Source organism: Streptomyces sp. NPDC096311 (genome assembly GCF_044763085.1).
In the GTDB taxonomy this organism is placed as follows: domain Bacteria; phylum Actinomycetota; class Actinomycetes; order Streptomycetales; family Streptomycetaceae; genus Streptomyces.
Window position 1 is genome coordinate 51,057 of the sequence record NZ_JBIWFN010000034.1, and the last position, 23,651, is coordinate 74,707.

21 protein-coding genes are annotated in these 23,651 nt (G+C 71.6%); 8 read left to right on the plus strand and 13 right to left on the minus strand.

Features of this window, described 5'->3' with window-relative positions; all coding sequences use genetic code 11:
* Positions 1 to 12: 12 nt before the first annotated feature.
* Entirely contained in the window at positions 13 to 1,107 is a 1,095-nt protein-coding gene (locus ACIRA5_RS49525) for an alanine racemase (RefSeq protein WP_403704074.1), read from the plus strand.
* Positions 1,108 to 1,133: 26 nt separating this feature from the next.
* Here the strand turns inward: ACIRA5_RS49525 and ACIRA5_RS49530 are convergent, their stop codons facing one another.
* Together ACIRA5_RS49530 and ACIRA5_RS49535 are read right to left on the minus strand one after the other, a co-directional pair.
* On the minus strand, positions 1,134 to 1,376 hold the full coding sequence (locus ACIRA5_RS49530; protein ID WP_403704076.1) for a DUF397 domain-containing protein: 243 nt from the start codon (positions 1,374 to 1,376) through the stop codon (positions 1,134 to 1,136).
* Complete coding sequence (locus ACIRA5_RS49535; protein WP_403704079.1) at positions 1,373 to 2,209, minus strand: Scr1 family TA system antitoxin-like transcriptional regulator; 837 nt, start codon at positions 2,207 to 2,209, stop codon at positions 1,373 to 1,375. Before ACIRA5_RS49535 ends, ACIRA5_RS49530 begins: the two co-directional genes overlap by 4 nt.
* Before the next feature lie 114 nt (positions 2,210 to 2,323).
* On the opposite strand from ACIRA5_RS49535, the gene ACIRA5_RS49540 reads away from it, so the two are divergent.
* The 3 genes from ACIRA5_RS49540 (at position 2,324) to ACIRA5_RS49550 (ending at position 5,189) form a co-directional block, all read left to right on the plus strand.
* On the plus strand, positions 2,324 to 2,761 hold the full coding sequence (locus ACIRA5_RS49540) for an ATP-binding protein (RefSeq protein ID WP_403704081.1): 438 nt from the start codon (positions 2,324 to 2,326) through the stop codon (positions 2,759 to 2,761).
* A gap of 134 nt (positions 2,762 to 2,895) precedes the next feature.
* Complete coding sequence (locus ACIRA5_RS49545; protein WP_403704085.1) at positions 2,896 to 4,614, plus strand: PHP domain-containing protein; 1,719 nt, start codon at positions 2,896 to 2,898, stop codon at positions 4,612 to 4,614.
* Positions 4,611 to 5,189, plus strand: a complete 579-nt coding sequence (locus ACIRA5_RS49550; RefSeq protein ID WP_403704088.1) for a hypothetical protein — start codon at positions 4,611 to 4,613, stop codon at positions 5,187 to 5,189. The genes ACIRA5_RS49545 and ACIRA5_RS49550 overlap by 4 nt, the downstream gene beginning before the upstream one ends.
* A 209-nt stretch (positions 5,190 to 5,398) precedes the next feature.
* On the opposite strand, the gene ACIRA5_RS49555 is transcribed toward ACIRA5_RS49550, so the two are convergent.
* The 8 genes from ACIRA5_RS49555 to ACIRA5_RS49590 all read right to left on the minus strand — a co-directional run bounded on the left by ACIRA5_RS49555 (position 5,399) and on the right by ACIRA5_RS49590 (position 15,316).
* Positions 5,399 to 6,400 carry a hypothetical protein gene (locus tag ACIRA5_RS49555; protein ID WP_403704091.1) on the minus strand — a complete coding sequence of 334 codons (1,002 nt, stop codon included), beginning with the start codon at positions 6,398 to 6,400 and terminating at the stop codon, positions 5,399 to 5,401.
* A 38-nt stretch (positions 6,401 to 6,438) separates the two neighbouring features.
* Entirely contained in the window at positions 6,439 to 7,719 is a 1,281-nt protein-coding gene (locus tag ACIRA5_RS49560) for a transporter (protein ID WP_403704093.1), read from the minus strand.
* Positions 7,720 to 7,722: 3 nt separating this feature from the next.
* The gene (locus tag ACIRA5_RS49565; RefSeq protein WP_403704096.1) at positions 7,723 to 8,322 is read right to left on the minus strand and encodes a hypothetical protein; all 600 of its coding nucleotides are present in this window, start codon (positions 8,320 to 8,322) and stop codon (positions 7,723 to 7,725) included.
* Entirely contained in the window at positions 8,319 to 10,445 is a 2,127-nt protein-coding gene (locus ACIRA5_RS49570; RefSeq protein ID WP_403704098.1) for a hydantoinase/oxoprolinase family protein, read from the minus strand. The genes ACIRA5_RS49565 and ACIRA5_RS49570 overlap by 4 nt, the downstream gene beginning before the upstream one ends.
* A 100-nt stretch (positions 10,446 to 10,545) precedes the next feature.
* Positions 10,546 to 12,144 carry an FAD-dependent oxidoreductase gene (locus ACIRA5_RS49575; protein ID WP_403704101.1) on the minus strand — a complete coding sequence of 533 codons (1,599 nt, stop codon included), beginning with the start codon at positions 12,142 to 12,144 and terminating at the stop codon, positions 10,546 to 10,548.
* Positions 12,145 to 12,204: 60 nt separating this feature from the next.
* Positions 12,205 to 13,302 (minus strand): LacI family DNA-binding transcriptional regulator, encoded by a 1,098-nt coding sequence (locus ACIRA5_RS49580; protein WP_403704104.1) that lies wholly within the window; start codon positions 13,300 to 13,302, stop codon positions 12,205 to 12,207.
* 505 nt (positions 13,303 to 13,807) lie between these two features.
* Complete coding sequence (locus tag ACIRA5_RS49585; protein ID WP_403704107.1) at positions 13,808 to 14,569, minus strand: hypothetical protein; 762 nt, start codon at positions 14,567 to 14,569, stop codon at positions 13,808 to 13,810.
* 87 nt (positions 14,570 to 14,656) lie between these two features.
* The gene (locus ACIRA5_RS49590; RefSeq protein ID WP_403704110.1) at positions 14,657 to 15,316 is read right to left on the minus strand and encodes an RNA polymerase sigma factor; all 660 of its coding nucleotides are present in this window, start codon (positions 15,314 to 15,316) and stop codon (positions 14,657 to 14,659) included.
* A gap of 785 nt (positions 15,317 to 16,101) precedes the next feature.
* On the opposite strand from ACIRA5_RS49590, the gene ACIRA5_RS49595 reads away from it, so the two are divergent.
* The gene (locus tag ACIRA5_RS49595) at positions 16,102 to 16,596 is read left to right on the plus strand and encodes a DUF1877 family protein (RefSeq protein ID WP_403704113.1); all 495 of its coding nucleotides are present in this window, start codon (positions 16,102 to 16,104) and stop codon (positions 16,594 to 16,596) included.
* A gap of 460 nt (positions 16,597 to 17,056) precedes the next feature.
* Positions 17,057 to 17,923 (plus strand): polysaccharide deacetylase family protein, encoded by an 867-nt coding sequence (locus ACIRA5_RS49600; protein ID WP_403704116.1) that lies wholly within the window; start codon positions 17,057 to 17,059, stop codon positions 17,921 to 17,923.
* Between the two features lie 249 nt (positions 17,924 to 18,172).
* On the opposite strand, the gene ACIRA5_RS49605 is transcribed toward ACIRA5_RS49600, so the two are convergent.
* Entirely contained in the window at positions 18,173 to 19,153 is a 981-nt protein-coding gene (locus tag ACIRA5_RS49605; protein ID WP_403704118.1) for a threonine/serine dehydratase, read from the minus strand.
* Positions 19,154 to 19,253: 100 nt separating this feature from the next.
* Here ACIRA5_RS49605 and ACIRA5_RS49610 point away from each other — a divergent pair, with 100 nt between their 5' ends.
* Entirely contained in the window at positions 19,254 to 19,643 is a 390-nt protein-coding gene (locus ACIRA5_RS49610) for a hypothetical protein (protein ID WP_403704121.1), read from the plus strand.
* A gap of 104 nt (positions 19,644 to 19,747) precedes the next feature.
* On the opposite strand, the gene ACIRA5_RS49615 is transcribed toward ACIRA5_RS49610, so the two are convergent.
* The gene (locus tag ACIRA5_RS49615; RefSeq protein WP_403704124.1) at positions 19,748 to 21,142 is read right to left on the minus strand and encodes a vanadium-dependent haloperoxidase; all 1,395 of its coding nucleotides are present in this window, start codon (positions 21,140 to 21,142) and stop codon (positions 19,748 to 19,750) included.
* A 271-nt stretch (positions 21,143 to 21,413) separates the two neighbouring features.
* The gene (locus ACIRA5_RS49620; protein WP_403704126.1) at positions 21,414 to 22,184 is read right to left on the minus strand and encodes a class I SAM-dependent methyltransferase; all 771 of its coding nucleotides are present in this window, start codon (positions 22,182 to 22,184) and stop codon (positions 21,414 to 21,416) included.
* Positions 22,185 to 22,305: 121 nt separating this feature from the next.
* Here ACIRA5_RS49620 and ACIRA5_RS49625 point away from each other — a divergent pair.
* A partial coding sequence (locus ACIRA5_RS49625) for an MFS transporter (protein ID WP_403704129.1) occupies positions 22,306 to 23,651 on the plus strand: 1,346 nt, incomplete at its 3' end.

Sequence of the window (23,651 nt, forward strand, 5' to 3'; positions counted from 1 at the left end):
GAGGACGTAGTGATGCTTGAGCAACTGCCCGAAGGGCTCGTCACGCCCGCGCTGGTCGTGGACGCCGACGTACTGGACCGCAACATCGCCCGCATGGCAGAGGCCGCCAGGACCGGCGGCTTCGCTCTCCGGCCGCACGCCAAGAGCCACAAGTGCGCGGAGATCGCGGGGCGGCAGCTCCGGGCGGGTGCGCGCGGGCTGTCGGTGGCGACGCTGAGCGAGGCGGAGGCGTTCGCGGCGGCGGGCGTGGACGACCTGTTCATCGCCTATCCGCTCTGGCCGGACGAGAGCAGGGCGCGGCGCCTGCGCCGACTGGCCGACGTGGTCGCGCTACGGGTCGGCGTCGACTCGGTGGAGGCGGCGCGGCGGCTGGGGGACGCGGTGCGGGGGAGTGACCGTGCGGTGGAGGTGCTGGTCGAGGTGGACTGCGGGACGGCACGGACCGGGGTGCCGGCCGCGGACGCGGGTCAGGTGGCCCGCGCCGCGTCGGACGCCGGGCTGAGCGTGCTCGGCGCGTTCACCTTCCCCGGACACGGATACGGCCATGACCCCGAGGCCCGGGAGCGGGCGGCCCGCGACGAGGAGCAGGCCCTGTCCGAGGCGGCGGAGGCTCTGCGCGAACTGGGCCTGGAGCCCCGGGTGTTGAGCGGCGGCTCGACTCCGACGGCGGGTCGCTGGCGCCCCGGCCCGGTCGACGAACTCCGTCCCGGCGTCTACGTCTTCAACGACGCCCAGCAACTGGCCATGGGCTGCTGCGGTGTCGACGACCTGGCCCTCGCGGCCGCCTCGACGGTCATCAGTGTCCCCGCCCCGGACCGCTTCGTCCTCGACGCGGGCAGCAAGGTCCTCGGCGCGGACCGCTCCGCGTGGGTGACCGGCCACGGTTACCTCCCGCAGTACCCCGAAGCCACGATCACCGCCCTCTGGGAGCACCACGCCGTGGTCCGCCTCCCTCGGGGCGTCCCCGCTCCCCGCCTCGGCTCGGTACTCGCCGTCGTCCCCAACCACGTCTGCACCCCGGTGAACCTCGCGGAGGAACTGGTGATCGCCCGCCGGGGAGTGGAACTGGACCGGTGGCGGGTGGCGGCACGCGGCGCCAACACCTGACGGCGGGCGGGGGCCGCGCTGTGGACTCAGTGTGCGGCGAACTCCACGAACTCGGTCCAGGTGGTGGGGGAGAGGGTGAGCTGAGGGCCGGAGGTGTTCTTGGAGTCGCGGATGTGGATGGTGGTGGGGCAGGTGGCGACCTCGACGCAGTCGCCCTGGCTGCCGCTGCTGTAGGTCGACTTGCGCCAGGAGAGGGCCACTTCGATGCAGTCGCCAGAGCTGTCGCCGCTGTAGGTGCTCTTGAACCAGGCCAGTTCCGTGGTGCTCATAGCGCTCCTCGCATGTCCCGGAGCAGGCTCACCGTGTCTTCGGGGGTGAGAGCCTGTGAGCGCATCTTGGCATACCGCTGCTGGATCAAGCTGATGTCTTTCCGGTCGGAGATGAGAACCCCGGTCTGCTGGCCCTCCGAGTAAGCGAACCACTCGTTCTCCGGCGTCTCCAGCAGCTGTACAGGGCCGTCGAGGCCCGCGTGCGTTGTCTGCTGGCGGGGCATCAGCTGCAACTCGACGTTCCAGTGGCGGTTGTTCACCTCCAGTAGATGGTGGATCAACTCCCGCGTGACGTCGTCCCCGCCAGTGCGGCGTTCCAGCACGGCCTGCTCGATGATGAAGCTGAACGCAGTCGGGGGCTCGCTGCGCGCGCTGAGTAACTCCTGACGGGCCAGCCGCGCGGTCACACGATGCTCGACCTGTTCCTCGGTAGGCAGCGGCGGCACGCTCCAGATCACCGCCCGGGCGTACGCATCGGTCTGCAACAGGCCCGGGACGACACGGCATTCGTATGTGTGCAGGGTGACCGCTTGCTCCTCCAGCTCCGCCCACTCGCGAAACCACGACGCCAACCCCGGCTGCCGCGTCGCGTACTTCGCCGCCGCCCTCAGTACACCGAACGCATCCAACACCTCCTCCGCCCGCTCCACATACCCCCGCGGCGGCAGTCGTCTCCCCTGTTCGATCGACGCCACCGTGCACGGCTGGTACCCCACCAGGGGAGCGAACTCCTCCTGCGTCAGCCCCGCCCGCTTGCGGCAGGCCTTGTGAACCAGGCCGAACGTCTTCAGACTGTCCGACGGTTCGGGCTCGTTCGTGGTGCTGTAGGTCATGCCGGGTATGGTCACGGACGGTGACCCGTACTGTCCATAGCGTGAACTCCTACAGAACGCGGCGTACGAGTGGCGTAGCTGGTCGACCCCTGCGATTCCCGGGACCGTTGAACCATGCAAGGAGACACCCGGGCCCAAGAACCGGTCACCGTACGTACGTTCACGCAACTTTTCAGCTGCACGCCGCGAGGCGCCCGGCTCGCGCGGCGGCTGGTCGCGAACCGGATGGACGTGTGGGGTTTCGCCTACGACAGCGAGGCGAGCGAGAGCGTGGTCCTCGTCGTGGCCGAGCTGGCCGCGAACGCCGTACGGCACGGGCACGTGCGCGGGCGCAGCTTCCGCGTACGGCTGGTGCTGCGCGACGGCCTCGTCCGCGTGGAGGTGGCCGACGGACGGACCGAGCGGCTGCCGTTCCTGCGGGCGCCGGACGACGAAGGCGGGCGCGGGCTGGTGATCGTCGCCGCGCTGGCCGAGCGGTGGGGTGTGGTGCCCCGGATCGGGATGGCCTACAAGGTCGTGTGGGCGGAGCTACTGGTGGGGCTGGGTAGGTAGTTGAGGTGGGAGCGGTGAGTCGACTCGCCCTCATCGCCCGCCGAACACGCGCCCGCCGTCCCCCGTTCACGTTCCGCACCGAATCTCCTCGTGGCGAACGCTCGCACGCGCGGTGCACAACTCAGGAGGCAACGATGGGGCACGGGCATCACCACCACGGGCACAGTCACGATCACGGTCACGATCACAGTCACGGCCACGAGGGCGACGTGCTGCCCGCCGCCTTCGACGTCTCCGTGCCCGACGAGGCCCTGACCCCCGAGCAGCAGTCGCGCCGCTCGATGCTGCGCCGCGCGGGACTGCTCGGCGCGGGACTCGCCGCCGGTGGTGTTCTCGCGCAGGGGGCGACCGCCCCGGCGTACGCCTCCAGCTCCACGAGCGGTCGCAGACGGAACGGGTTCCTCTGGCTGTCCGGTGACCACCACATCCACACCCAGTACAGCAGCGACGGCAAGTACCGCGTCGGTGACCAGGTCCGGCAGGGTGCCCGGCACGGTCTGGACTGGATGGTCATCACCGACCACGGCAGCGACACGCATGCCAAGATCGGTGTCGACAAGGTCAACCCGGACATCAAGGAGGCCCGGGAGAAGTACGAGGACACGCTCGTCTTCCAGGGCCTGGAGTGGAACATCCCGGGCGCCGAGCACGGCACGGTCTTCGTGCACCCCGGCCGGAACGAGGTCGCGGTCCTCAAGGAGTTCGAGACCTCGTACGACGGCAGTGTGAAGGCGGCGGGTGACTCCACCCCCGCCAACGAGGCGCTCGCCGTCGCGGGCCTCAACTTCCTTTCCGAGCAGGTCCAGCGTCGTCGCGTCAAGGACATCCTGATGCTGGCCAACCACCCCGCGCGCAAGGGCATCGACTCTCCGCACGAGATCCGGGCCTGGCGCGACGCGACGCCCGCGTCCCACCAGATCGCGGTCGGTATGGAGGGCGCGCCGGGCCACCAGGCGGGCGGCATCCCGAAGGCGTACGGCATGGGCAGCGGGCGCGGTCTGTACGACAACAGCCCGAGCGCGGGCTCGTTCGCCGGCTACCCGCTGGAGAGCTACCGCACCTGGGGCGGCTTCGACTGGATGACCGCCACGGTCGGCGGCCTGTGGGACAGCCTCCTCGCCGAGGGCAAGCCCTGGTGGATCACCGCCAACTCCGACTCCCACCAGGTGTACACGGACACCGCCGTACGGGGCGGCCCGGACAGCGACTTCCTCGCCAACGGCAAGCACACCGACCCGGTCTACGGCGGCAAGGTCGACCTCACCCAGGGCGACTACTGGCCCGGCCAGTACAGCCGTACCCACGTCGGCGCGGACGGCTTCTCGTACGCCGCCGTCATGGACGGCATCCGCGCCGGACGCGTGTGGGTCGACCACGGGCAGCTCATCAGCGGCCTCGACGCGCGGGTGGCGGGCGGCAGCCGCTGGGCGACCCTCGGCGGCGCGCTGCACGTCAAGAAGGGGCAGAAGGTCACGCTGACGGTCGACATCGCGCTCGCCGACGGACCCAACTGGGCAGGCTTTGTACCGAAGTTGGCTCGCGTGGATGTCATCCAGGGCGATGTCACGGGCACCGTCGCCGACAAGGACACCTTCACCGCGCCGACCGCGAAGGTCGTCCAGTCGTACGAGGTGAACAAGTCCACGGGCGTGGTGCGTCTGTCGTACTCCCTCGGCGCGGTCGACCGCCCGGTGTACGTCCGGCTGCGCGGCACCGACGGCAACCGTTCCGCCACCGGTCTGATGGGCGCGGCGATCGACCCGGCGGGCCCGGCCGTGGACGTCGTCGGCGACGCGGACCCGTGGAAGGACCTGTGGTTCTACTCCAACCCGGTGTGGATCCTGCCGTCGTGACCGAACGGTACGTGGTCGGGGTCGACACCGGCCTGTCCGGGACCCTGCGGGCAGCCGACCATCTCCTTCTCGACCTCGCCGCCGAACTCGGCCTGGACGACGGAGTGGTGGGCTGCACGCACCATGTGCGGGAGGGGCGGCCGCACACCGCGCTGTCCTTCTCCACCCCCTCGGAGCGGGTGGCCCGTGCGGCCTGGCGGGCGCTCACGGAACGGGAGTTCGGCGCCGCCCTCGGCGCCGAACGGCACGGTCCGGACGAGCTGGCCGCCGGTGCCGCGCACGCCGCCGCGGAGCACCTCGCGCGCAGCGGGGGCCGTGCCGTCCGGTACGCCGGGGCCGACGCCCTCACCGGCACGGTGACCGTCGCCCGGCTGCTGGCCGTCTCCGCGGTCGAGCGGATCGTCGTCCTCGGGGCGCCCGAAGGGCCCGACCCGGACCAGCGGATCGTCACCCGTGATCACGTACGACCGGAGTGGCGCGAAGAGCGACTGGTCCTGGCCGCGATGCCGGCCGCGGGCGGGACACTGGTCCCGTTCGAGGTACCGGACCCGACACCGTGCTGCGCGGACCACTGACCCGACGAGGACGATCGAGGGTAGTCGGCTGGAACCGTGGTGACGGTTCCAGCCGACGTTGCCGGTGGCGGCCCGCGGGGAGGTTCCTTCCGAGGGCGGGGACAGCAGGCGCCGGCGGCGTAATCCGCCGACCGCCCGGTCCTGCAGTGAGCAGATGAGGAGCCGTAGAACTCCGAGGTCACGGCCGTCCGTGGAGTCGACCTGCCGGGTCAGCCCCGGGCCACGGCGATGGATCCCGCGAGCCGCTCTCCCGCCTCGTAGATCATGTACGGGACGCCGCCATCGGTGCCGAAGGAAGGCGCCGCGGCGCGCCCGTTCTCTGGGGCCGCGCCGCGCGAGTTGTAGAAGACGCCGAGGTGGGTGCGCTTGCTGAAGTCGTTGCCGACTTCCGTGATCATGATGTCGCCGCCGCTCGACTTGTCCTTGTTGTAGACGACGAAGGTGCTGTTGTCGCGGTGGAGGAGGTGCGGACCGCCGACGTTGACGGCGCCGACGTCGCCGTGCCGGATCAGCGGCTCCTGGTCGAAGGTCCAGGTGCGGCCGTCCGCGGACCAACCCCAGTGGATGTCACGGTGGTTGGTGGTGTTGTTGAGCATGAAGACCATCACGTAGCGGGCGCCGCGTGAGGGCAGGTCGTGGCGGAAGACGCGGGCGTACGACGTCTCCGTGGTGCCCGCCGGGAGCATGGACGCCGACAGCACGACCTTGTCGTACGTGAAGTGGATCCCGTCGGCAGAGCGGGCGAGGCGGGTGGTGGTGTTCTCTCCGTGGAAGTACAGCCAGAACTCGTCGACGTCCTGGTTCCACAGCACGTGGGGCGACGAGACATGGGTGACGGAGTAGTGCGGTGACCACTTGTTGGAGACGATCGGGTTCGACGGGTACTCCGTGAACGGACCCTCCAGTGAGTCGCCGTACGCCAGGCATATCCCACCGGGCGCGTCGTGCGGCGCGTAGTACAGGTAGTAGCGGCCGAGGGGGGAGCTCAGCCTGTCGTAGACGCCCCGGATGCAGGGGAAGATGATCTCGCCGGTGGGGTTGTACTTCAGCTTGGACGCGGTCAGAAGGGTGCGGACGTAGGTGTAGTCGGGGAATCCGCCGGGCGCCGCGGCGGCGGGCTGGGCACCCAGGGCCGTCCCGACGGTGAGGGCGGCTCCTGTGGCGGCGGTGGCGCGCAGGAAGAGACGTCTGTCGAGGGGTTGCTCGTGCATGGGGGGCTCCAATGACGGATCAGATGACAGAAAGCGGCTCAGAGACGGGTGGCGGCGGTGACGCACAGGCCGCCGAGCGCGACCGCCCAGACGTACGGCAGGGTGCGCACCATGACCTGTTGGGGGGTGACGCCCGCGTACTGGGCGCTCCACACGGTCTGTGTGCTGGTGGGGTCGGCGACGCCGAAGACCTGGTTGTACGAGGTGGCCATGCCGAGGACGGCGGCCGCGGGGTAGATGCCGGCGGCGATGAGGACGCCGGCGATGCCCGCGCCGAGCCCGAACACATTGAGCGGGCCGCGGTAGAGGCACAGCGGGACGAGCAGGGTGAAGACGAGGACGAACACCACGGGGTTCTGCGGACTGACCGCCTTGACCAGCGGTTCGAGCGCGTCCACGGCGCCCGGCAGTTTCACGGCCGCGAGCAGGATGCCGATGGCGATGAACAGGGCGATCGGCGGGGCGGCCACCTCGAAGCCGCCGTACAAAGTGCGCAGCAGCCGCTTGTTCATCTCGCCGGGCCGGGTCGTGGTCGCCAGCGCGTACAGGACGCCCGCCAACAGCGAGGGGATGATGGCGAGTTCGAATCCCAGGGCGAGGACGAGCGGGACGGCGGGGGCGAGCAGCGCGTACCAGGGTGCGTCGCCCAGCTCGGCGCGACGTGAACGAGGCTTCGCGTCAACGGACTTGAGCGACCAGGCGTGCTCGGTGCCACGCCGCCGTGTCTCGATGAGGACGAACGCGAGGGCGGCGACCAGGGCGAACGGGAAGAGCTTCACCATGAAGCCGCGCACGGTCGGGATCGGCAGATTCAGCGCGGTGGAGAAGAACTGCCACACCGGCAGCTCGAAGGGGATGCCCACGGCGATGCCCATCAGCACCGTGCCCGCGGCGGTCACCTTGGGCACGCCGACGGCGATCATGGCGGGGATGCCGATGATGCCGGCGAGCATGGCGGCGGGTGCCGAGCCGGTCACCGTTCCGACGAGTGCGGACACGGCGAGGACGCCGAGGGCCACCACGGTCGGGCGGTCACCGCCGAACTCGACGATCTTGCGGACGAGCGTGCCCGCGATACCGGTCTCATCGAGGAGCTTGCCCAGCCAGGAGCCCAGAATGATCGCGATCATCGTGGCGGCCAGGGTCGGCGCGCCTTCCTGGAGAACGGTGTCCAGCACGCTGTTCTTGCCGGTGAGCGGTGCCCCGGCGAGGAAGGCGATGACGACGGCGAGCAGCACCAGCGCGAAGGCGGTGGGGAGTCTGCGGGTGAGCATCAGGCCGACGCCGGCGGCCATGACGAGGAGGATGACGACACCCATGGGTCAGTTCTCTCTTCCGGGCCGGGGGAGCGCCGCGCGCAGTGCGGCGGTGAGGAGCAGCGGGCTGCGGCCGAGCCCGCACACGGTTCGGGCGTGGGCGTGGGCGGCGACCTCTTCGGCGCCGGCGACATGGCCGGCCACGCGGTGGCGGCCCAGACGCAGCACGGTGTGGCCGAGTGCCTGCTTGAGCGCGGCCTTCGCCGGGCCGTGGTGGAGGTGGGCGTGCACGGCCTCGTGGGCGAGCGCGGCCGCGCGCACCGAGCCCGGCGGGTACCAGGCACGCCAGCCGCGGGCGTCGACCAACTCCTCGGCGAGCGCGAGCGTGTCGGTGTAGAGCTCGACCGTCGGGGGCCGCGACGTGTAGCGGGCGAGCAGCATCCGCTCCAGGCCGTCGTCCCGCTCGATCACGCGCGCGGTGGACGGGACGGGTTCGAGTCCGGATCCGAACGCGTCGGCTCTACGGGCCCATTGGCGCAGCAGCTCGCGGTCGCGGCCCTCGTGGGTGGGCGTGGCGGCCAGCAGCCGGACGCCCCATTCGACGTCGTCGACGGACGCGGGTTCTTCCAACTCCCGCTCAGGAACGAAGAGGTGTCGGGTCGTCATGACCGTACCTCCAGGACCGCGACCACCGGCTCGTCGGCCGCGCGGGTCCGTAACTCGCTGTGGGCCAGCGCGAGCAGAGGCTGCGGATCGAGGACGCCGGACAGGTCGGCGATGCGGGAGCCGAGCAACAGCCGCAGGGCAGGAGCGCGTACCCCGCCGTCGCCGTACGAGGTGGACTCGCCCACGAGCCGGGCGAGCAACTCGGGGGCGCCGGCCACGGTGGTGGTCTCCACGCGGGCGTCGGCGGCGTGGTGGCGTACGACGCCGTCCATGTCGACGATCCGTACGGGCCTGCGGGCAGGCCGCAGGCGGCGGTGCGTCTGCGTGCCGTAGACGGTGTGGGCGGCGGTGCCCGCCAGGACGTGGACGTCCGCGGGGTCGGTCCTGAGACTGGCCGCCGCGGCACGCAGGCGCTCGGTGTCGTCGACGCGGTGGGAGCGGTCCTGGGTGCGCAGTTCGGTGGCGCCGGTCGCGACCGCGCGCACGGTGTTGGTCTGCGGGTCGACGGTGACTTCGACCTCGACGCCGGCGGCGGCGCCCTGGGCGACGACCGCCCGCTCCGCCTCGGCGCGGACGGCGAGGATCTGCTCCTGCGAAGCGCCGGGCACGATCCGCTCGACCTGTTCCCGTACGAGCGCGAGGGCGACGCCGATGGGGCTGATGACCTCGTTGTGCCGGGCGATCCGGCCCTCCATGCCGCTGGTGCGGGCGAGGTGCGGGGTGACGGTCGCGGCCCCTCCGCCGCCGCCGACGAGGACGGCCGTGTCCTTGTCGAGGCGGTAGTCGCGCATCATGGCGTCCACCACCACCTTGACCTGGGCGATGCCCGCGTCGAGGATCCGCGTGGCCGCCGTCGCGACATCGGTGCCGAGCACGGCGGCCAGCGGCGCGATCGCGGCGCGCGCGGTCTGCGGATCGCAGTGGGCGAAGTCGCCCTCGGGGACGCGGCCGAGGGCATTGGCGGCACAGGTCATGGTGACGGCGAACCGCCCGCCCGCCGCGTCGATCACGGCGTAGTCGGCGGGGTCGCCCTCCATGGGCCGGACGGTCTCCACACGCGCGTCGCGCAGCTGGTCGGGGGAGGCGAAGCAGGCGTACGGCAGTCCCGCGATGTGGGCGCTGCGCGGTCCGACGCCCGTCACCCGGCCTGCTTCGATCCGCACCATGGAGCCGCCGCCGACGCCGACCGTGCGCACGTCGAGGGCGTTCAGATACGAGGTCCTGCCGAGGATGGTGGCGTGCCGGACGGCGACCTTGCCGCGGCGTACGACGCTGATGTCGGTCGACGTGCCTCCGGTCTCCAGGAACGCGCCCTCGCTCACCCGCTCCTGCATCAGCGCGCCCGCGACTCCGGCGGCCGGTCCCGACAGCACCGTCAGGAGCGGTCGGCGGCGCATCTCGTCGAGAGCCATCACGCCGCCGTCGCAGCGCATCACCATCAGGGGCGCGGTCACTCCCGCCTTGGTGATGGAGGTGTCGACGAGGTCGGCGGTGGCCAGCATGCGGGGCAGGATCGCCGCGTTGACCACGGCGGTGCGGGTGCGCTTGTGCAGCCCGTACAGCGAGGTGATCCCGTGCGCGGCGGTCATCGGCAGTCCGTACGGCCGTGCCGCGTCCAGGACGGCCTGCTCGCCCTCGGGGCGGTCGACGCTGAACGGCTGGCTGGCGACGAGGACCGATGCGCCGTCGCCCTTCAGTTGCTCGACGGCCCGGCGGACGGCTGACGTGTCCTGGGGGTCGGCGACATGCGCGTAGGCCAGCGGGAGCCTTTTGCCGGGGGCGAGTTCGAGCTTGCCGAACGAGGCGAGACGGCGGGTGAACACCGCTGAGGGGCCGGTCCCGATGCCGATCAGTCCGACTCTCGCCACGTCGCCCTCCAGGAGGGCGTTGGTGGCCTGGGTCGTGCCGTGCGCCAGGAAGGCGACGTCGGTCGAGGCGCGGCCGGTCTGTTCCAGGAGCCGGTCGAGCGCCTCGACGATGCCGTGCGCGACGCCGTCCTCGTGGTGGTGGCTGGTGGGGACCTTGACCTGCCCCAGGAGTTCCAGGGTCGCGGCGTCCACGGCCACGGCGTCGGTGAAGGTTCCGCCCACGTCGATGCCGACGCGTATGCGGGGAGTGTTCATGTCCGGGCACCTCCTTGTGCTGGATCGGTTCGCGCGGGCCGCCGCCGGGCGCGGCGGCTCCGTTCGCCCCGCCCGGAACTCCCGGCCGTGCGGGGGTCGTTCAGTAGCCGCGTACGTCCGGCCAGTGGCGTTGCACTCCGTCGCGGTCGAGCAGCCGCGCGAACTCCTCGAACCGTTTGTCCTCGGCCTGGACCTGGTGCGGCTCGACGTCCTCGGCCACGCAGTGGGCGGCCAGTGCGCCGGCGACCTCGCCGACGTTCCACTCCACCGGGTGGAGCCGGTAGCAGCCGTTGGTGATGTGGGTCGTGCCGATGTTCTTGCCCGCGGCCAGCAGGTTGCGGACCCGCCGCGGTACCAGCGCCCCGAGGGGGATCTCGAAGGGCACCGAGCCGATGTCGATGTAGTTGTCGCCGCCGGTCGAGGGATGCAGGTCGATGCGGTAGCTCCCGACACCCACCGAGTCGCGGTGGCGCGTGCCGCCGTGCGGGCCGACGAGGTCGATCGCCACGTCGTGCTCGGTGACCGTGGTGACGGCCTTGATACGGCGGGATTCGCGGACGTACGCCGCCTTGGCCAGGCCGTCCGCCCGGCCGGTCACGTCCGGGCGGATCCGCAGGCCCGGGAAGCCGGTGCCGCCGTCCGGGCGCGGTGCCTCGGTCTGCAGCCAGTACAGCAGTGAGAGCGACAACTGCCGTGCCTCGCGCAGCGCTTCGGCCTCCTGCCCGATGTACGGCTTGAGCCAGTAGTCGTTGAGCGGCCAGTTGACGAGTGTGATGTCGGAGTCGAAGGCGCCCGGCGCGTGCAGCTTGCGCGCGAGGACACGGCGAAAGCCCCACAGTTCCTTGTCACCGGCATCGGCGCTCTGGTCGGCGGAGACACTGAGCGGGTCGAGATCGGGATTCGGTACGAAGGTCCGCGGCACCGGCTCCAGTGTGCGGGGGTCGGGGGCCGCGAAGCCGAGCAGTGGGCCGGGCCAGAACGAGGGCTGGTAGGTGCGCCAGAAGCCGAAGTCCTCCGGCCGGTCGATCGTGTGGTCCTCGCCCTCGTGGTGGGAGAGCGCGAAGCAGACCGTGATGCCCTGCTGGTTGTGGGGCTGGGCCTCGTCCGGGGCGTGCGGCTCGTCGAACTCGGCGCGTGCCTCGGCCCCGTTCGCGTGCTCGACGCCCGCGAGGTCGAGGAGTTCGCCGGTCTCGGTGGCGTCCAGGACGTAACGCGCCGCGAGGGTGCGACGCGTTCCGTCGCGCAGGTCCTCCAGGGTCACCGCCCGTAGGACGTCGTTGCCGCACTCGGCGGAGATCGGCCGGTGCTCGGTGAGTACCGTCAGTCGGCCCGCCGCCCGGTGGGGCGCGAGCATGCCCTCCAGGACGGCGAGGGCGACCCTCGGCTCATGGCAGAGCTTGCTGACGCGGCCCGCTCCCGGGTTGAGGTCGGTGAGCGCCAGGGCCTCGGCCCGCAGCGGGTACCAGTGGCGGTAGTACCGCCGGATCTCCTCGCGCAGCCGCCGGTACGAGGCGGTCGTGCCGAACCGCTCGACCCACGGGTGTTCGTCGGGCGGTACGGCCTGGCTGGTGAGCTGGCCGCCGATCCAGTCCGTCTCCTCGGTGAGTACGACGCTGCGTCCTGCCCGGCAGGCGGCGAGTGCGGCGGCGACGCCACCGAGGCCGCCGCCCACGACGAGGATGTCTGCTTCGGGTAACACGCTTCTCCTTGGCGCTGCATCAGGTTCATGGGAGGGGGAGGAGATCCGTACGGACCGTGCTCAGGGACGGGTAGGCGGCGGTCCGGTCGTCGGGCCTGGACGGAAGACACAGCCGACGAGTGGCTCGCGCGCCTCCTCTCCCGCGACGAGCGCGGCCAGCAGCCGCACGGCCGCGGCGCCCAACTGCGGCCGGGGAATGTCGAATCCGGTCGGTACGGGCTCGCTCGCCAGATCGGAGGGCGGGCTGCCGAGCAGGGCGAGGGACACCTCCGCGGGGCAGTCGAGGCCCGCCTGGCGCACGGCGGCGAGCAGGCCTCGCCAGGCCGCCCCGGTGTCGGTCTCCTCCGCGACGAAGGCCGTGACCCCTTCGTCGGTCCAGGCACGCAGCCGTTCGGGCGTGAGCTCCCGCTGCGGATCCGCGGACCGGAAGACGGTCGTGGTCCCGGAGGGCAGACCCGCCGCTTCCAGCCCTTCCAGGAAGCCGCGCTGACGGTCCGCCGAGGCGGGCGCGTCGTCGTCCTCGCGGACGAGGACGATCCGCCGGTGCCCCAGCTCGGACAGCTGGCCTACGACGTCACGTGTGGCCTCGACATAGTCCGCGCCCACCCATGCCACACCCTCCAACTCCTCGCGGCGGCCCAGGTGCACGACCGGGAAGCCGTCCTCGACCAGCCGCTTGAGCTCCGCCCCGGGTGTGTGGCGGCCGATGAAGAGACAGCCGTCGGCGAGCCGGACCCGGCTCAGCGCGTCGGGAACCGCGGCTCCCGCGCCGCCGGTGCTCGACCCGGTGAACAGCACCAGGTCGTAGCCGAGCGCCGCCGCCTCGTGCTCCACGCCGACCAGGAAGGGGTAGTACGAGTGCTGCACATCGGTGGGGAACGTGGCGGTGAAGCTGAAAACACCGAGGAGGTTGTTGCGGGCCGCGGCGAGCCGCCGGGCGGCCGGGTCGGGCACGTAGCCCAGGCTGCGGGCTGCCTCCAGGACCCGTTGGCGGGTCTCCGCGGAGATGATGCGTCCCTTGCCGTCGGGCTTCGGGGAGAGCACCAGGGACACGGTCGCCTGGGACACTCCCGCGAGCCGGGCGACCTCGGCCTGGCGTGGCCGTGCCGTACGTCCGGCCGGCGCGGGCGTCCGGCCGGGCCGCTTCCTGGGTTCCACAGTGACTTCCCTCGTTAATGCGTATTAGCTAATACGCATTAACGAGATTGCACCTCCCCGACCAGTAGGTCAAGGCTTGGGAATGGCGCGGTGTTCGTCCATCGCCTTGTAACCCTCGGCGACCTGGTCCGGTGCGCAGGGAACAACGCCCCGCTGCCTTACGCGGAGTTCTCGCCGGTACGGCGCTGGCCGCGCACTTCGCCACCTTCATGACCAGCACACGGCTGCCCCGTGTCGCCATGGCAACCGCCCTGGCCGCCACCCAGCCCGTCCGGCAGGCCCTCATCGCGACTCTGCAGGGCAACCGGCTTCCGCGCGCCACGTGGGCGGGTCTGGCTGTTTCCGTGGCAGGCGCGGCGGTCGCCAGCGGCATGGACGCCCGGGCGGGCATCGAAGCGATCACCGGTGACATGCTCGCTCTCGCGGGCGCGATCGCGCTCGCCGGCTTCCGCCCTTACGAGCACGGATCAAGCACGGATCGAGCACGGATCGGGCATGGCGGGGGCTACTTGTGTTTCCCGTTGCCCTTGTCGCCGCTTGCCTGGCCGTTTCCGGCCGCGTTGTTCGTGCCGCCGGGGTTGTTGCCGGAGGCGCCAGTGCTCCCCGCCGTGCCGTTGCCGGTGGACCTGCCCGGCGCGGCCGTCGCCCGCGCCAGCTGCTCGGAGCAGTACGCGGCGACGTTGTCCTTACCGCCGGCGGCCGTGACGAGTTGCTGCCAGGCCGTCGCCTCGAGCGCTTTGCCGCGGTCCTTGATGTGCTCGTAGGCGCGGCAGTGGGCTTCGGTGTTCTTGGCGGTGGCCGGGCCGTCCGTCGGTCCGTGGCCGCCGGAGGGTGCCGACGAGCCCTTACCGCCGGGCTGGTCCGGGGCGACCGCCGACGGGTGCGCGGCCCCCCGCCCGGCACCGTCACCGTCCGTGGACGAGCCGACGGAACCGATGGCCGCGACCGCGACTCCACCCAGCGTGAGGCTGGCGAACACCACGCCGAACGTCATCTTCACAGGACGCCTGGCACGCCGCTCCGCGGGCAGCCGCCAGTCGTCCCGGCGCCGGGTACGCGCCCGGTGCGCGCCTGCGCCGTGGGTGGCCCGGAAGTCGGCCAGGGCCCGCTGCTCGGCCTCGGGGTCGAGATGACCTTCGCGTAGGGCGGCGCCCAGCATCGTTTCCAGCGTGGTGGCGTCACGCACCTCCCACGGGCCGGACGCGGCGCCGCCGGGGTGCACACGTCGACGGCCCGGAGCTCCGTCGCCGCTCAGCCGTTCACCCATGTCCGCTTCCGTTCCTGTTCGACCGGTTTGATTCGTTCGGCGTACCGGGCGTGATGCCTGTCCGTCGGTCACTGTTGTCGTCGCCGTTCATTCCGACTTCCCCAGCGTTCGGGAGGCCTCATCCGTCACACCCTCGTCCGCTTCGCCGGCGACGCCCAGTTGGCGGGCGAGGCGTTTCAGGCCTCGGTGGGCGGCGGTGCGCACCGCTCCGGGGCGCTTGCCGAGGACGCGAGCGGTGGCGGGACCGTCCAGGCCGACGACGACCCTCAGGAGCACGGCCTCGGCCTGGTCCCGCGGCAGCCCGCGGACCAGTTCCAGCGCCCGCTCGGTGGACAGGGCCTCCAGAGCCTCTTCATGGGTGCTGTGCCGGCTGGGCAGGTCCAGTACGTCCTGTTCGGTCCCGCCTGGCCGGGGCCGCACGCGTTGGCGGCGCAGATGGTCCAGCGCCCGGTGCCGGGCGATGGTCGAGGTCCAGCCGCGGAACCCGGCCCCGTCCCCCTTGAAACGGCCGAGGTCGCGGGCTATCTCCAGCCAGGCGTCGGAGGCCACGTCCTCCGCGTCGTCGCCGACCAGGCCGCGCAGATAGCCGAGCAGGCCCGGCTGCACGATCCGGTAGGCGACCGCGAAAGCGGTCTCGTCGCCGTCCTGGGCCCGCGCGACTGCCGCGCCCAATTCCCCGTCGTACGCCTGTACGTGCCGGGCTTGTCGTACCTGGCCCAAGACTGTCCTCGTTCGTACCGGGTTCATGGCGAGTGCTTGCCGTCCGTCGTGCTCCGGTCGCATCGACGGCCCCATGGTGACCAGCGTGTGATCTCACAGAAGTGTCACAACGCCCGGGCGCCCCTTCGCATCGTCGCCGGTGGCCGCCGCACAGCCGCCGGGGACGCGAGTGCCGGTACGGCAGCTCCCGAAAGCCACGCCGCGGCGGGGACGCGTGCCCGCGCCAGGGCGTCCGGGGCCGGGTGAGGCCTCCTTGGCGCCTCGTCGATCCGGTGTGCGTAGACGCGGCGCGACCCGCACTGTTGCGGCCGGGTGACGTTTCGCGCCGGTCACGCGCTGGGTGAGTACTGGGTTCGGTACCGCACACGCCGAGGGTGCCCACCCGCCGGATGTCGGCGCCGCACCCTCCCCGGGACCTCTCTCCGTGCCGCTTCCGACTCCCCCCGTGAGCGGCACGGAGAGGGACGGGGCGGGGGGGGGCCCCCCCCCCCCCCCGGGGGGGGGGCGCCCCCCGGGGGGGGGGGGCCCCCGCGGGGGGGCCCCCGCGGGGGGGGGGGGGGGGGGGGGGGGGGCCCCCCCCCCCCCCCCCCGGGGGGGGGGCCCCCCCCCGCCGCATGGGCTCTCGTCTCCCGCTGTGTCGTCACATACGAAGAGAGCGAGGTCGGCGGTCGATCCGTCACCCTGCTCCGGGAGATTCCCGGCAACTGGCGCGTGTCGCCCCACCCTCGCGCGCATGACGGTCGAGGTGCCTCGCCGCAACGGGGTCCGTCGGGCCACGTAATGCTTTGGCGTCCCCGTGCGCTCCCTCTGGCATGAGTACCTACCTCCGTCTGCGAGCGGTGCCGCCTCCCGCGCTGCGCAACAGCACGACCTGGCTTGAACGGCTGTTCGATGACGATCCGGAGACCGTCCGGCACCGGGTCGGCCGGCATCGTGAAGGGGCGCTGGGCAAGCGTTATCTGGACCAGGAGCGCATCTATGCCGGCGCTCCCGCGCATCCCGCCGAGGGTCGGCCCCAGAGCCAGGTCGTTCTCGGTGGCCGACGGGTGTTCCGCACCGACCGGCACAAGCCGCCGTTCCTGGTGCTGACGGCGGCCCAGGCCCGCCGGGTGGCCAGGTTTTTGGCGATGGCCGACTTCGACGCGCTGTGGGATTTCGCCCGCGACGAACTGCTGCCGCGCTACGGCGGCGTGACCGCGGAGCCCGAGGCGTGGTGCGCGTTCGCGGCGGCGCACCAGGAGTTGAGGGCGTTCTACGCACAGACGGCCGAGTGCGGGGACGCTGTGGTGAAGTGGCTGCCGGCCTGAGGCGCGCGAAGGGCTCGGGTCGGGAATCCGCGGCTGGTTGAGGCGCCGCGTGTCCGCCCCGCCGAGGGTGAAACGGCAGGCTTGCTCCCCGTCGGCCTCGCGCACGCCGACCGTCCTCCCGCGCGCGGGCCCCCGGGCAAACACGCCGTACGTGCAACCCTGGTGGCGGCGGACGGAGGTACCGGGCCGCCAAGCCTGGTCCGCTCGCCCGTCGGCCCCGTCGGCCCCGTCGGCCCCGTCGGCCCCGTCGGCCCCGTCGGCCCCGTCGACGGCCGAGCGGACCCGCTGGCTCGCCGAGCGGCACCGCGCGAAACGGCCACGCCCCTCGCATGCGGCGCCCCGCTCCCGGACCACCGCTGGGTGCGGGCCGGCGCTCGGTGTCATCCATCGCGTCCGGAATGGAACCTCGGACATCTGTTCGTCATCAAGGAGGGCGGACAGGCTGCGGCGTACGGACGACATGGGGTGGCACACGGTGGACAGGCGAATCAGTGGGGCGGTGCTGGCCTGTGTCCTTCTCGCGACGGGCTTTGCGACGGGTTGCACGGCCGAACCCCCGGCGGACTCCCGTCCCGGCACGGCGGCTCGTCCCGTACCGTCCGCACGGCTTCCCCGCGGCGACGCGGGCGCGCAGGTGGGAGCCGAGGCCGCCTACCGCAAGTGGGGCATCACACCACTGGCCGCTCCGCCCGCCCCGCCCGCGACCAAGCCGACGGGGCGGGCGGCTGCCGGAGGCCGGGTGCCGGTGATCAGCGAGATACCCACCAAGGAGAACATCGTCTTCCTCACGTTCGACGACGGGGCGGAGAAGGACCCGGAGTTCGTGACGATGATGCGGGAGCTGAAGATCCCCTTCACGATGTTCCTGACGGACTCCGTCATCCGCGCCGACTACGGCTACTTCAAGAAACTCCAGCGACTGGGCAACAGCATCCAGAACCACACCCTGACTCATCCGAACCTCCGCACCCTGGGTGCCGCTGCCCAGAAGCAGGAGATCTGCGGCCAGCAGAAGAAGCTGAAGGATCGATACGGCACCATGCCACGGCTGTTCCGTCCGCCCTACGGCAACTGGAACGAGAACACCCGGGCCGCCGCGGCGTCCTGCGGCATCGAGAACATCGTCCTCTGGCGCGAGTCCATGCAGATCAAGAACATGCAGTACCAGGGCGCCGTCAAGAAGCTCCACCCGGGCGACATCATTCTTGCCCACTTCCGCGGGCCGTCCGAGCTCAAGGGCACGACGATGACGCGGATGACGGCGAACCTGCTACGCCACATCCAGGAACAGGGTTTCACGGTCGCCCGCCTGGAGGACTACCTGTAGCCCACCCGACCGCCCTACGGTTGCTGAGGGATGCCCTCGACGACGAGATCGGGCCCGGCCCAGACGTACGTGGACCGGTCCGCGACGGTCGAGCAGCTCCGGTAGCCGTTGAACGGCTGAGGATTCCATCGCGGCCCGGTCGCGACGCCGATCGCCGCACTTCTCCCTCACATGGTGTCGCACGCCCCGCTCTCAGCTCGGGAAGCTGCGGTCATGTGCGGCTGGTTCGGGCGTTGACCTGGGCAATCGTCAGGACCTGTGGAGGGGAGCCGTGCCGATCCAGCGGTGGTAGGCGTCCACGTCGACGTTGCTGCCGCACACGATGGTGACGACGTGTCGGTCGGCGAAGCGGTCGCGGTCTTCGAGGATCGCGGCGATGCCGAGCGCGGCCGAAGGCTCGACGACGAGGCCGGCGTGGTCGAGGAGCATCCGCATACCGCTGATGATCGACGCCTCCTGGACGAGGACGGCGGCGTCGGCGACCAGGAGGAGGTCGTCCAGGACGGCCGGGATGGGATACCGGCCGGCGACGCCGTCGGCGATGGTGTCGGTCGAGTCGGTGGTGACGACACGTCGCCTGCGCCACGAGAGTGTCAGCGCCGGTGCGCCCAGCGGCTGGACGCAGATCACCTCGACTTCGGGTGCCAACGCCTTCACCACATGACCCACGCCGGTGGCCAGCGCCCCGCCGCCGAGAGCGATCAGGACGGTGTCGAACGACGGCGCGGTGTCCACCAGTTCCAGGCCGATGGTCGCCGCGCCCTCGCAGGTCTCGATGTCCAGGCTGTCTTCGACCAGCCGGATGCCGTCGTACCGTGCGATGGCCGCCGCCCGCTCGCGAGCCATCTCGTGGTCGCCGTCCACCAGCTCCAGCCCGGCGTCCAGTGCGCGGATGCGATCAAGCTTGGCCCGGGTCGCGAAGCGGGATGCCACGACGGTGACGTCGAGCCCCCGGCCGCGACCGGACCACGCGAGGGCTTGGCCAAGGTTGCCGGCGCTCGCGCACACCGCGGCTCGCGAGGCATGGTCGGCCAGCAGGCTCGCGACCACCTCGGTGCCGCGGCCCTTGAAGCTGCGGACCGGGTTCGCCGTTTCGAGCTTGATGCTCACCGTGCACCCGAGGCCGGGCTCCAGCGCCTCGCAGCGGTACAGCGGAGTGTCGAGGAAGACCGGGTCGATCACCCGGCGAGCCGCCCGGATCCGAGCAGTGTCGAGACGTGTCTCCTGCACGGCACAGCAGCGTAGCGCCACCGCCGCTGTTTCTATGAGGAGCAGTCAAGAGGCGTGCGTGATCAGGTTGCTGGGGGCGGAGTAACAGCGGGAGGCAGGGTTGAGCGTCACGGGTGTGCGGGCCGTCGGCGCGATGCCTGACGACAAGGTGTGGGACCTGATGCCTGGCAGGGGGAGCGCTGACGAGGACGCCTTCCGGCTGAGCTCGTTCCTCGACGCCTGCCGTGACGACTCAGAGCATGTGGAGGCCCTGCGTGACGCCGATAGGGATCAGTTTCCGTCCCATGGCGAGAAGGGCTTGTTCGTGGCCGTGGCCCGCAAGGCCAGCCCGTTCTCGGCCTTGGCCTACGCGCTCGGTCCCGACGCGGTGCCGCCGACGAGCTCCTCGACGGCCCGCTGCGTGTGCTGCGCCACGCCGCCCGTACCGCCCGGTCCGCGGCCGCCCACGTCCGCTGGTACGGACGGGGCGGAACATCCGCATGCGCCCTGACGCCCGAGTGCCTGCCGACCAGAAGAAGGGTCCACCGGCTGATCCAGCACTCAGGGCAGGATCGGAAGCCCGGCACGACGCCGGGCCCTCTTCGGCTCTGTGGTTCAGTCGGTGGCGTCGCCGCACTTGGGCTCGGTGAGCCTGTCCTGCCGAGCCGTTCGTGTCGGCGGGGACAGCTGGGTGCCGTCCTTGGTCACCGGCTGGAAGTAGTGGGCCAGGGCCCAGGCGGCCACGCGGGTGCCGGCCCGGCAGCCGTCTACGTCCGCCGTGCGGGAGTGGACGCCGCCCCACACACGGGCGTCGACGATGTCCCGGTTGAGGTCGTCGGCGGACCCGTAGAACCGCGTGGTGCCGGTGACCTCGGAGGGGACGTAGAGGTCGATGTGCGAGGTGCCGAGGACGCTGGTCAGGGCGCGTGCCACGGCAGCGGCGACGGTCGTATGGCCGGCGATGTAGTCCGGGTGCGGAGGGGTGATGAGCAGCGGCTCCCACGCCGGGTCCGCCGTCGTCGCGGGGTTGCCGTCGGTGTCGGCGAGACGGATGGCGGTGATCGGCCGCCAGGAGCCGTAGTGGAGCTTGGTGTCCCATGCCGTGACGACGGCGTCGGTCGCCGCCGCGTTCACCGCGGCGAACAGCCGGGCCGTCTCGGCGATGCCGAGCCGGTGCCGGGCGGCGTGGTCTCGTACGGCTGTCTGGACCTGTTCGACCAGGTTGCCGCTGAAGAAGAGGGCGGTCTCGGTCTGCCGCGCGCTCCTGCCCGAGCCGGTCTTCGCGCCCATGGACTTCAATTCCTGGAAATCCTTGGCGTAAGCGGCCGAGGAGAGGGCGCGGGGCCCGCCGGGGCGGAACTGCTGCGGGGAGGCGAGCAGGAGGGGGCGGAGCCTGGCGAGCCAGGTGTCGATGAAGGGCTGGAACGCGGGCGGGGTGGGCCGCCAGACCCCCGGTGCCGGGGAGGCGGTGAACGGAACGTCCGCGAACCTTCCGTCCCCTTCCCGGAGTTCGAGGATGCGGGCAGCGGCGCGCCTTCCGTAGTCAACGCCCCGGTCTCTGGCCTGACCGGCCGGAAGGGCGGCGAGCGAGTCCGCGTAGGCGGTGTCGAGCCGCTCCTTGAAGGCAGGGAAGCAGGCGAGCAGCACATCGTGGGCCGCAGTGGCGGCCGCCGCCGCGGAGGATGCCTTGGCCGGACCGTGCTCGCGCCACTTGTACAGGGCGTAGCCGCCTTCGATCCCCACCACGGCGTTGTACACGGCGACGGAGACGAACCCCTCCCAGATCGCTGCCTGCCCGGAGGGACGGGGGCCAAGGCTGGTCTTGATCGTGTCGGTGGCGATGGCGTTCCACTCGCGGACCACGGCTGCCGGGGCCGCCGCGGTCCGGATGTCCGCGTCGGGGGGACTTGCCGCGGCGGTGAGCGTGACGAGGGTGGTGGCCGTGACGGCGCAGACGAATCCCCGGACACGTGAACGCGGAGGAACGGGACGAGGGGCCTCTTGATGCACAGCGTCCTCCATAGAGTCGAGTGCCCAAGGCTTAGCAACGGCCTACTGCGTGAGCAAGACAACTCGCCGCGAATCGGGCAGGCGCGACCGGGTGCTCCCGTTCGCCTTCGACTGGCGGGTCGAGGACTCGACAGCGCCAGGTTCACGAACTGACATGCCATCACACACCACCGAGCCCCCTCCCGGACGGGAAGGGCTCAAAGGCCAGGTGACCGTTCTCGAAGGGCCGCGGCCTGGATACCCGCGCCCCTGGTGACCTCGGTCCGGGGTTCTATCGCGAGCCGGTGTCCGACGGCGGCACCTCGACGACGAAGAACAGGAAGCAGGCTCGGGTCGAGAGGTCATGGAAGTCGTCGGGGAACAGCTCACGGGCGGCCGGGTCGGGCTGCGGCTCGCTGATGACGGAAAGACGGAAACCGGCGGTGGTGAAGGCATCGGTCATCGCGTGCAGCGGCTTGCGCCAGAACCTCATCGGGACGGACTGCCCGTTGAACGTCCAGTCGAAGGTGTAGCTGGTGGTCGCGAAGTAGTCGGGCCGAGGCTCCTGGAACGTGTAGGCCACGAAAGGGTGGTCCACCGACGCGATCAGCCGGCCGCCGGGCCTGAGCACCCGCCGCAACTCGGCCAGTGTCGGCCCCCAGTCCTCCAGGTAGTGCAGCACCAGGGACGCGACCACGTCGTCGAACGCACCGTCGGCGAACGGTAGGCGGTCGCTCAGGTCGACCACGTGCAGGGCTGCGTCGTCACCGAGCCGCCGCCTCGCCAACGCCAGCATCCCGGCGTCGGCGTCGATGCCGGTGACGACGGCACCGCGGTCGCGCAGTGCGGCGGACAGGGGGCCCGAGCCGCAACCGGCGTCCAGGATCCGGCGCCCGGACACGCCTCCGGCGAGGGCCAACATCGCGGGCCGCTCGTAGTACGCGTTCACGAGGTTGTTCTCGGCTTCCGCCGAGTACGCCTCGGCGAAGCTGGCGTAGTCATTCGCCGGGGCCGGTTGTGCAGGCTCGGCGAGACTCTCGGGCACGTCGGCCAAGTGTTCCATCGGCGCAGCCTAGTAGCCACATGATCCGCCGGACAGGCCCTACGCTGGTCGACGACTGGATCGGGTGACGGGGGCCGGCGCGGTGACGTTCAGGGCGTGGCGCGGGAGAGATCCCAGGGCTTTGGAGCGGGCCGCAGAAGGCACGGTTGACGAAGAACCCCCACAACCGCTGCGGCGGGACCGTGACTTCGGTGTCTTCTGGGTCGCGCAGACTCTTTCGGTCCTCGGGGACTCCTTCGCCCTGATCGCGTTGCCGCTGCTCGTGCTGCACGCGACCGGATCCGTCGCGCAGATGGGCCTGTTGACGGCCGTCGGCGGGGCGGCCTCGGTCGTGGCCGGGGTGTTCGCCGGGGTCGTCGTCGACCGGGTGGACCGCAGGAAACTGCTGGTCACCTGCGATCTGGTCCGTATGGCCCTGTACGCGGTGATTCCGCTGGTCTGGGTCTTCGGACCGCGGATCTGGCTGCTCTACGTGGTCCTGCCGCTGTGCGAGGCCGTCGGCATGCTGTTCTCCGTCGCCTACGTCACCGTCGTCCGCAACCTCGTCGGCGTCGAGCGGATCACGGAGGCCAACGGCAGGCTGAACGCGACCGCGGCGGCGGCCGGGGTGGCCGGTCCGGTGGGCGCGGGGCTGGTGGCGGCGTGGCTCGGGCCGGCCGCCGCCGTCGGCGTGGACGCGGCGAGCTTCGGCGTGTCGGCCGCCTGTGTCGGCTTCGTACGGTTCAAGGGCAGCACGCGCCCCGCACCGGGACCCGTGGCCGAAGCGGGAGCGGTCCGGCGGCTGTGGACGGATCTGCTCGCCGGGGTGTCCTTCCTGGTCCGGCATCCGGTGCTGCGCGTGCTGACCGTCCTGCTGTCCTTCTTCAGCTTCCTGACACTCGGACTGAACGACCTGCTGATCTACCACCTCAAGCACGATCTCGGCCGCGACGACGCGGCGGTCGGCACCGTGTTCGCGGTCGGCGCGCTCGGCACGATCGCCGGGGCGCTCCTGGTGGCCCGGGTGCGCCGACGGCTGGGCTTCGGCCCGACCTGGATCGGTTCGGTGGCGGTGTGCGGATGTGCGCTGGCGGGTCTGGGCTGGGCCCGCAGCGTGCCGGCCGTCGCCGTCCTGACCGCGGTCTTCCTGGGCTTCGGGAGCGTGGCGGGTACGTGCTCCATGTCGCTGCGGCAGGAGGTGACTCCGGAGCATCTGCTCGGCCGGGTCACCTCGGCGTTCTGGACCTTGCACTACTCGGCGGCCCCGGCCGGCGCGGCCGTCCTCACCTGGACCGCGGGGCGCCACGGCACGGCGGCGGTGGGCATGGTCGCGGGCGCCTGCTGCGTGCTCGTCGCCTTGCTGGCCCTGCTCACCCCGGTGCGGCCGCCCCCGCCCGACGCGGGCCGGCGCCCCCGCCGGCGGCCGGGTACCCCGCCGGCTGGGCCCCGCGCCCCCCCCCCCCCCCCCCCCCCCCCCCCCAGGCCCCC

Coding starts and splice junctions, on each gene's coding strand:
- ACIRA5_RS49560 (WP_403704093.1), bottom strand. CDS start 7,719: ATGGGTGTCGTCATCCTCCTCGTCATGGCCGCCGGCGTCGGCCTGATG.
- ACIRA5_RS49535 (WP_403704079.1), bottom strand. CDS start 2,209: ATGACCTACAGCACCACGAACGAGCCCGAACCGTCGGACAGTCTGAAG.
- ACIRA5_RS49585 (WP_403704107.1), bottom strand. CDS start 14,569: ATGGGTGAACGGCTGAGCGGCGACGGAGCTCCGGGCCGTCGACGTGTG.
- ACIRA5_RS49555 (WP_403704091.1), bottom strand. CDS start 6,400: ATGCACGAGCAACCCCTCGACAGACGTCTCTTCCTGCGCGCCACCGCC.
- ACIRA5_RS49525 (WP_403704074.1), top strand. CDS start 13: ATGCTTGAGCAACTGCCCGAAGGGCTCGTCACGCCCGCGCTGGTCGTG.
- ACIRA5_RS49595 (WP_403704113.1), top strand. CDS start 16,102: ATGAGTACCTACCTCCGTCTGCGAGCGGTGCCGCCTCCCGCGCTGCGC.
- ACIRA5_RS49530 (WP_403704076.1), bottom strand. CDS start 1,376: ATGAGCACCACGGAACTGGCCTGGTTCAAGAGCACCTACAGCGGCGAC.
- ACIRA5_RS49570 (WP_403704098.1), bottom strand. CDS start 10,445: ATGAACACTCCCCGCATACGCGTCGGCATCGACGTGGGCGGAACCTTC.
- ACIRA5_RS49600 (WP_403704116.1), top strand. CDS start 17,057: ATGGGGTGGCACACGGTGGACAGGCGAATCAGTGGGGCGGTGCTGGCC.
- ACIRA5_RS49545 (WP_403704085.1), top strand. CDS start 2,896: ATGGGGCACGGGCATCACCACCACGGGCACAGTCACGATCACGGTCAC.
- ACIRA5_RS49540 (WP_403704081.1), top strand. CDS start 2,324: ATGCAAGGAGACACCCGGGCCCAAGAACCGGTCACCGTACGTACGTTC.
- ACIRA5_RS49620 (WP_403704126.1), bottom strand. CDS start 22,184: ATGGAACACTTGGCCGACGTGCCCGAGAGTCTCGCCGAGCCTGCACAA.
- ACIRA5_RS49565 (WP_403704096.1), bottom strand. CDS start 8,322: ATGACGACCCGACACCTCTTCGTTCCTGAGCGGGAGTTGGAAGAACCC.
- ACIRA5_RS49590 (WP_403704110.1), bottom strand. CDS start 15,316: ATGAACCCGGTACGAACGAGGACAGTCTTGGGCCAGGTACGACAAGCC.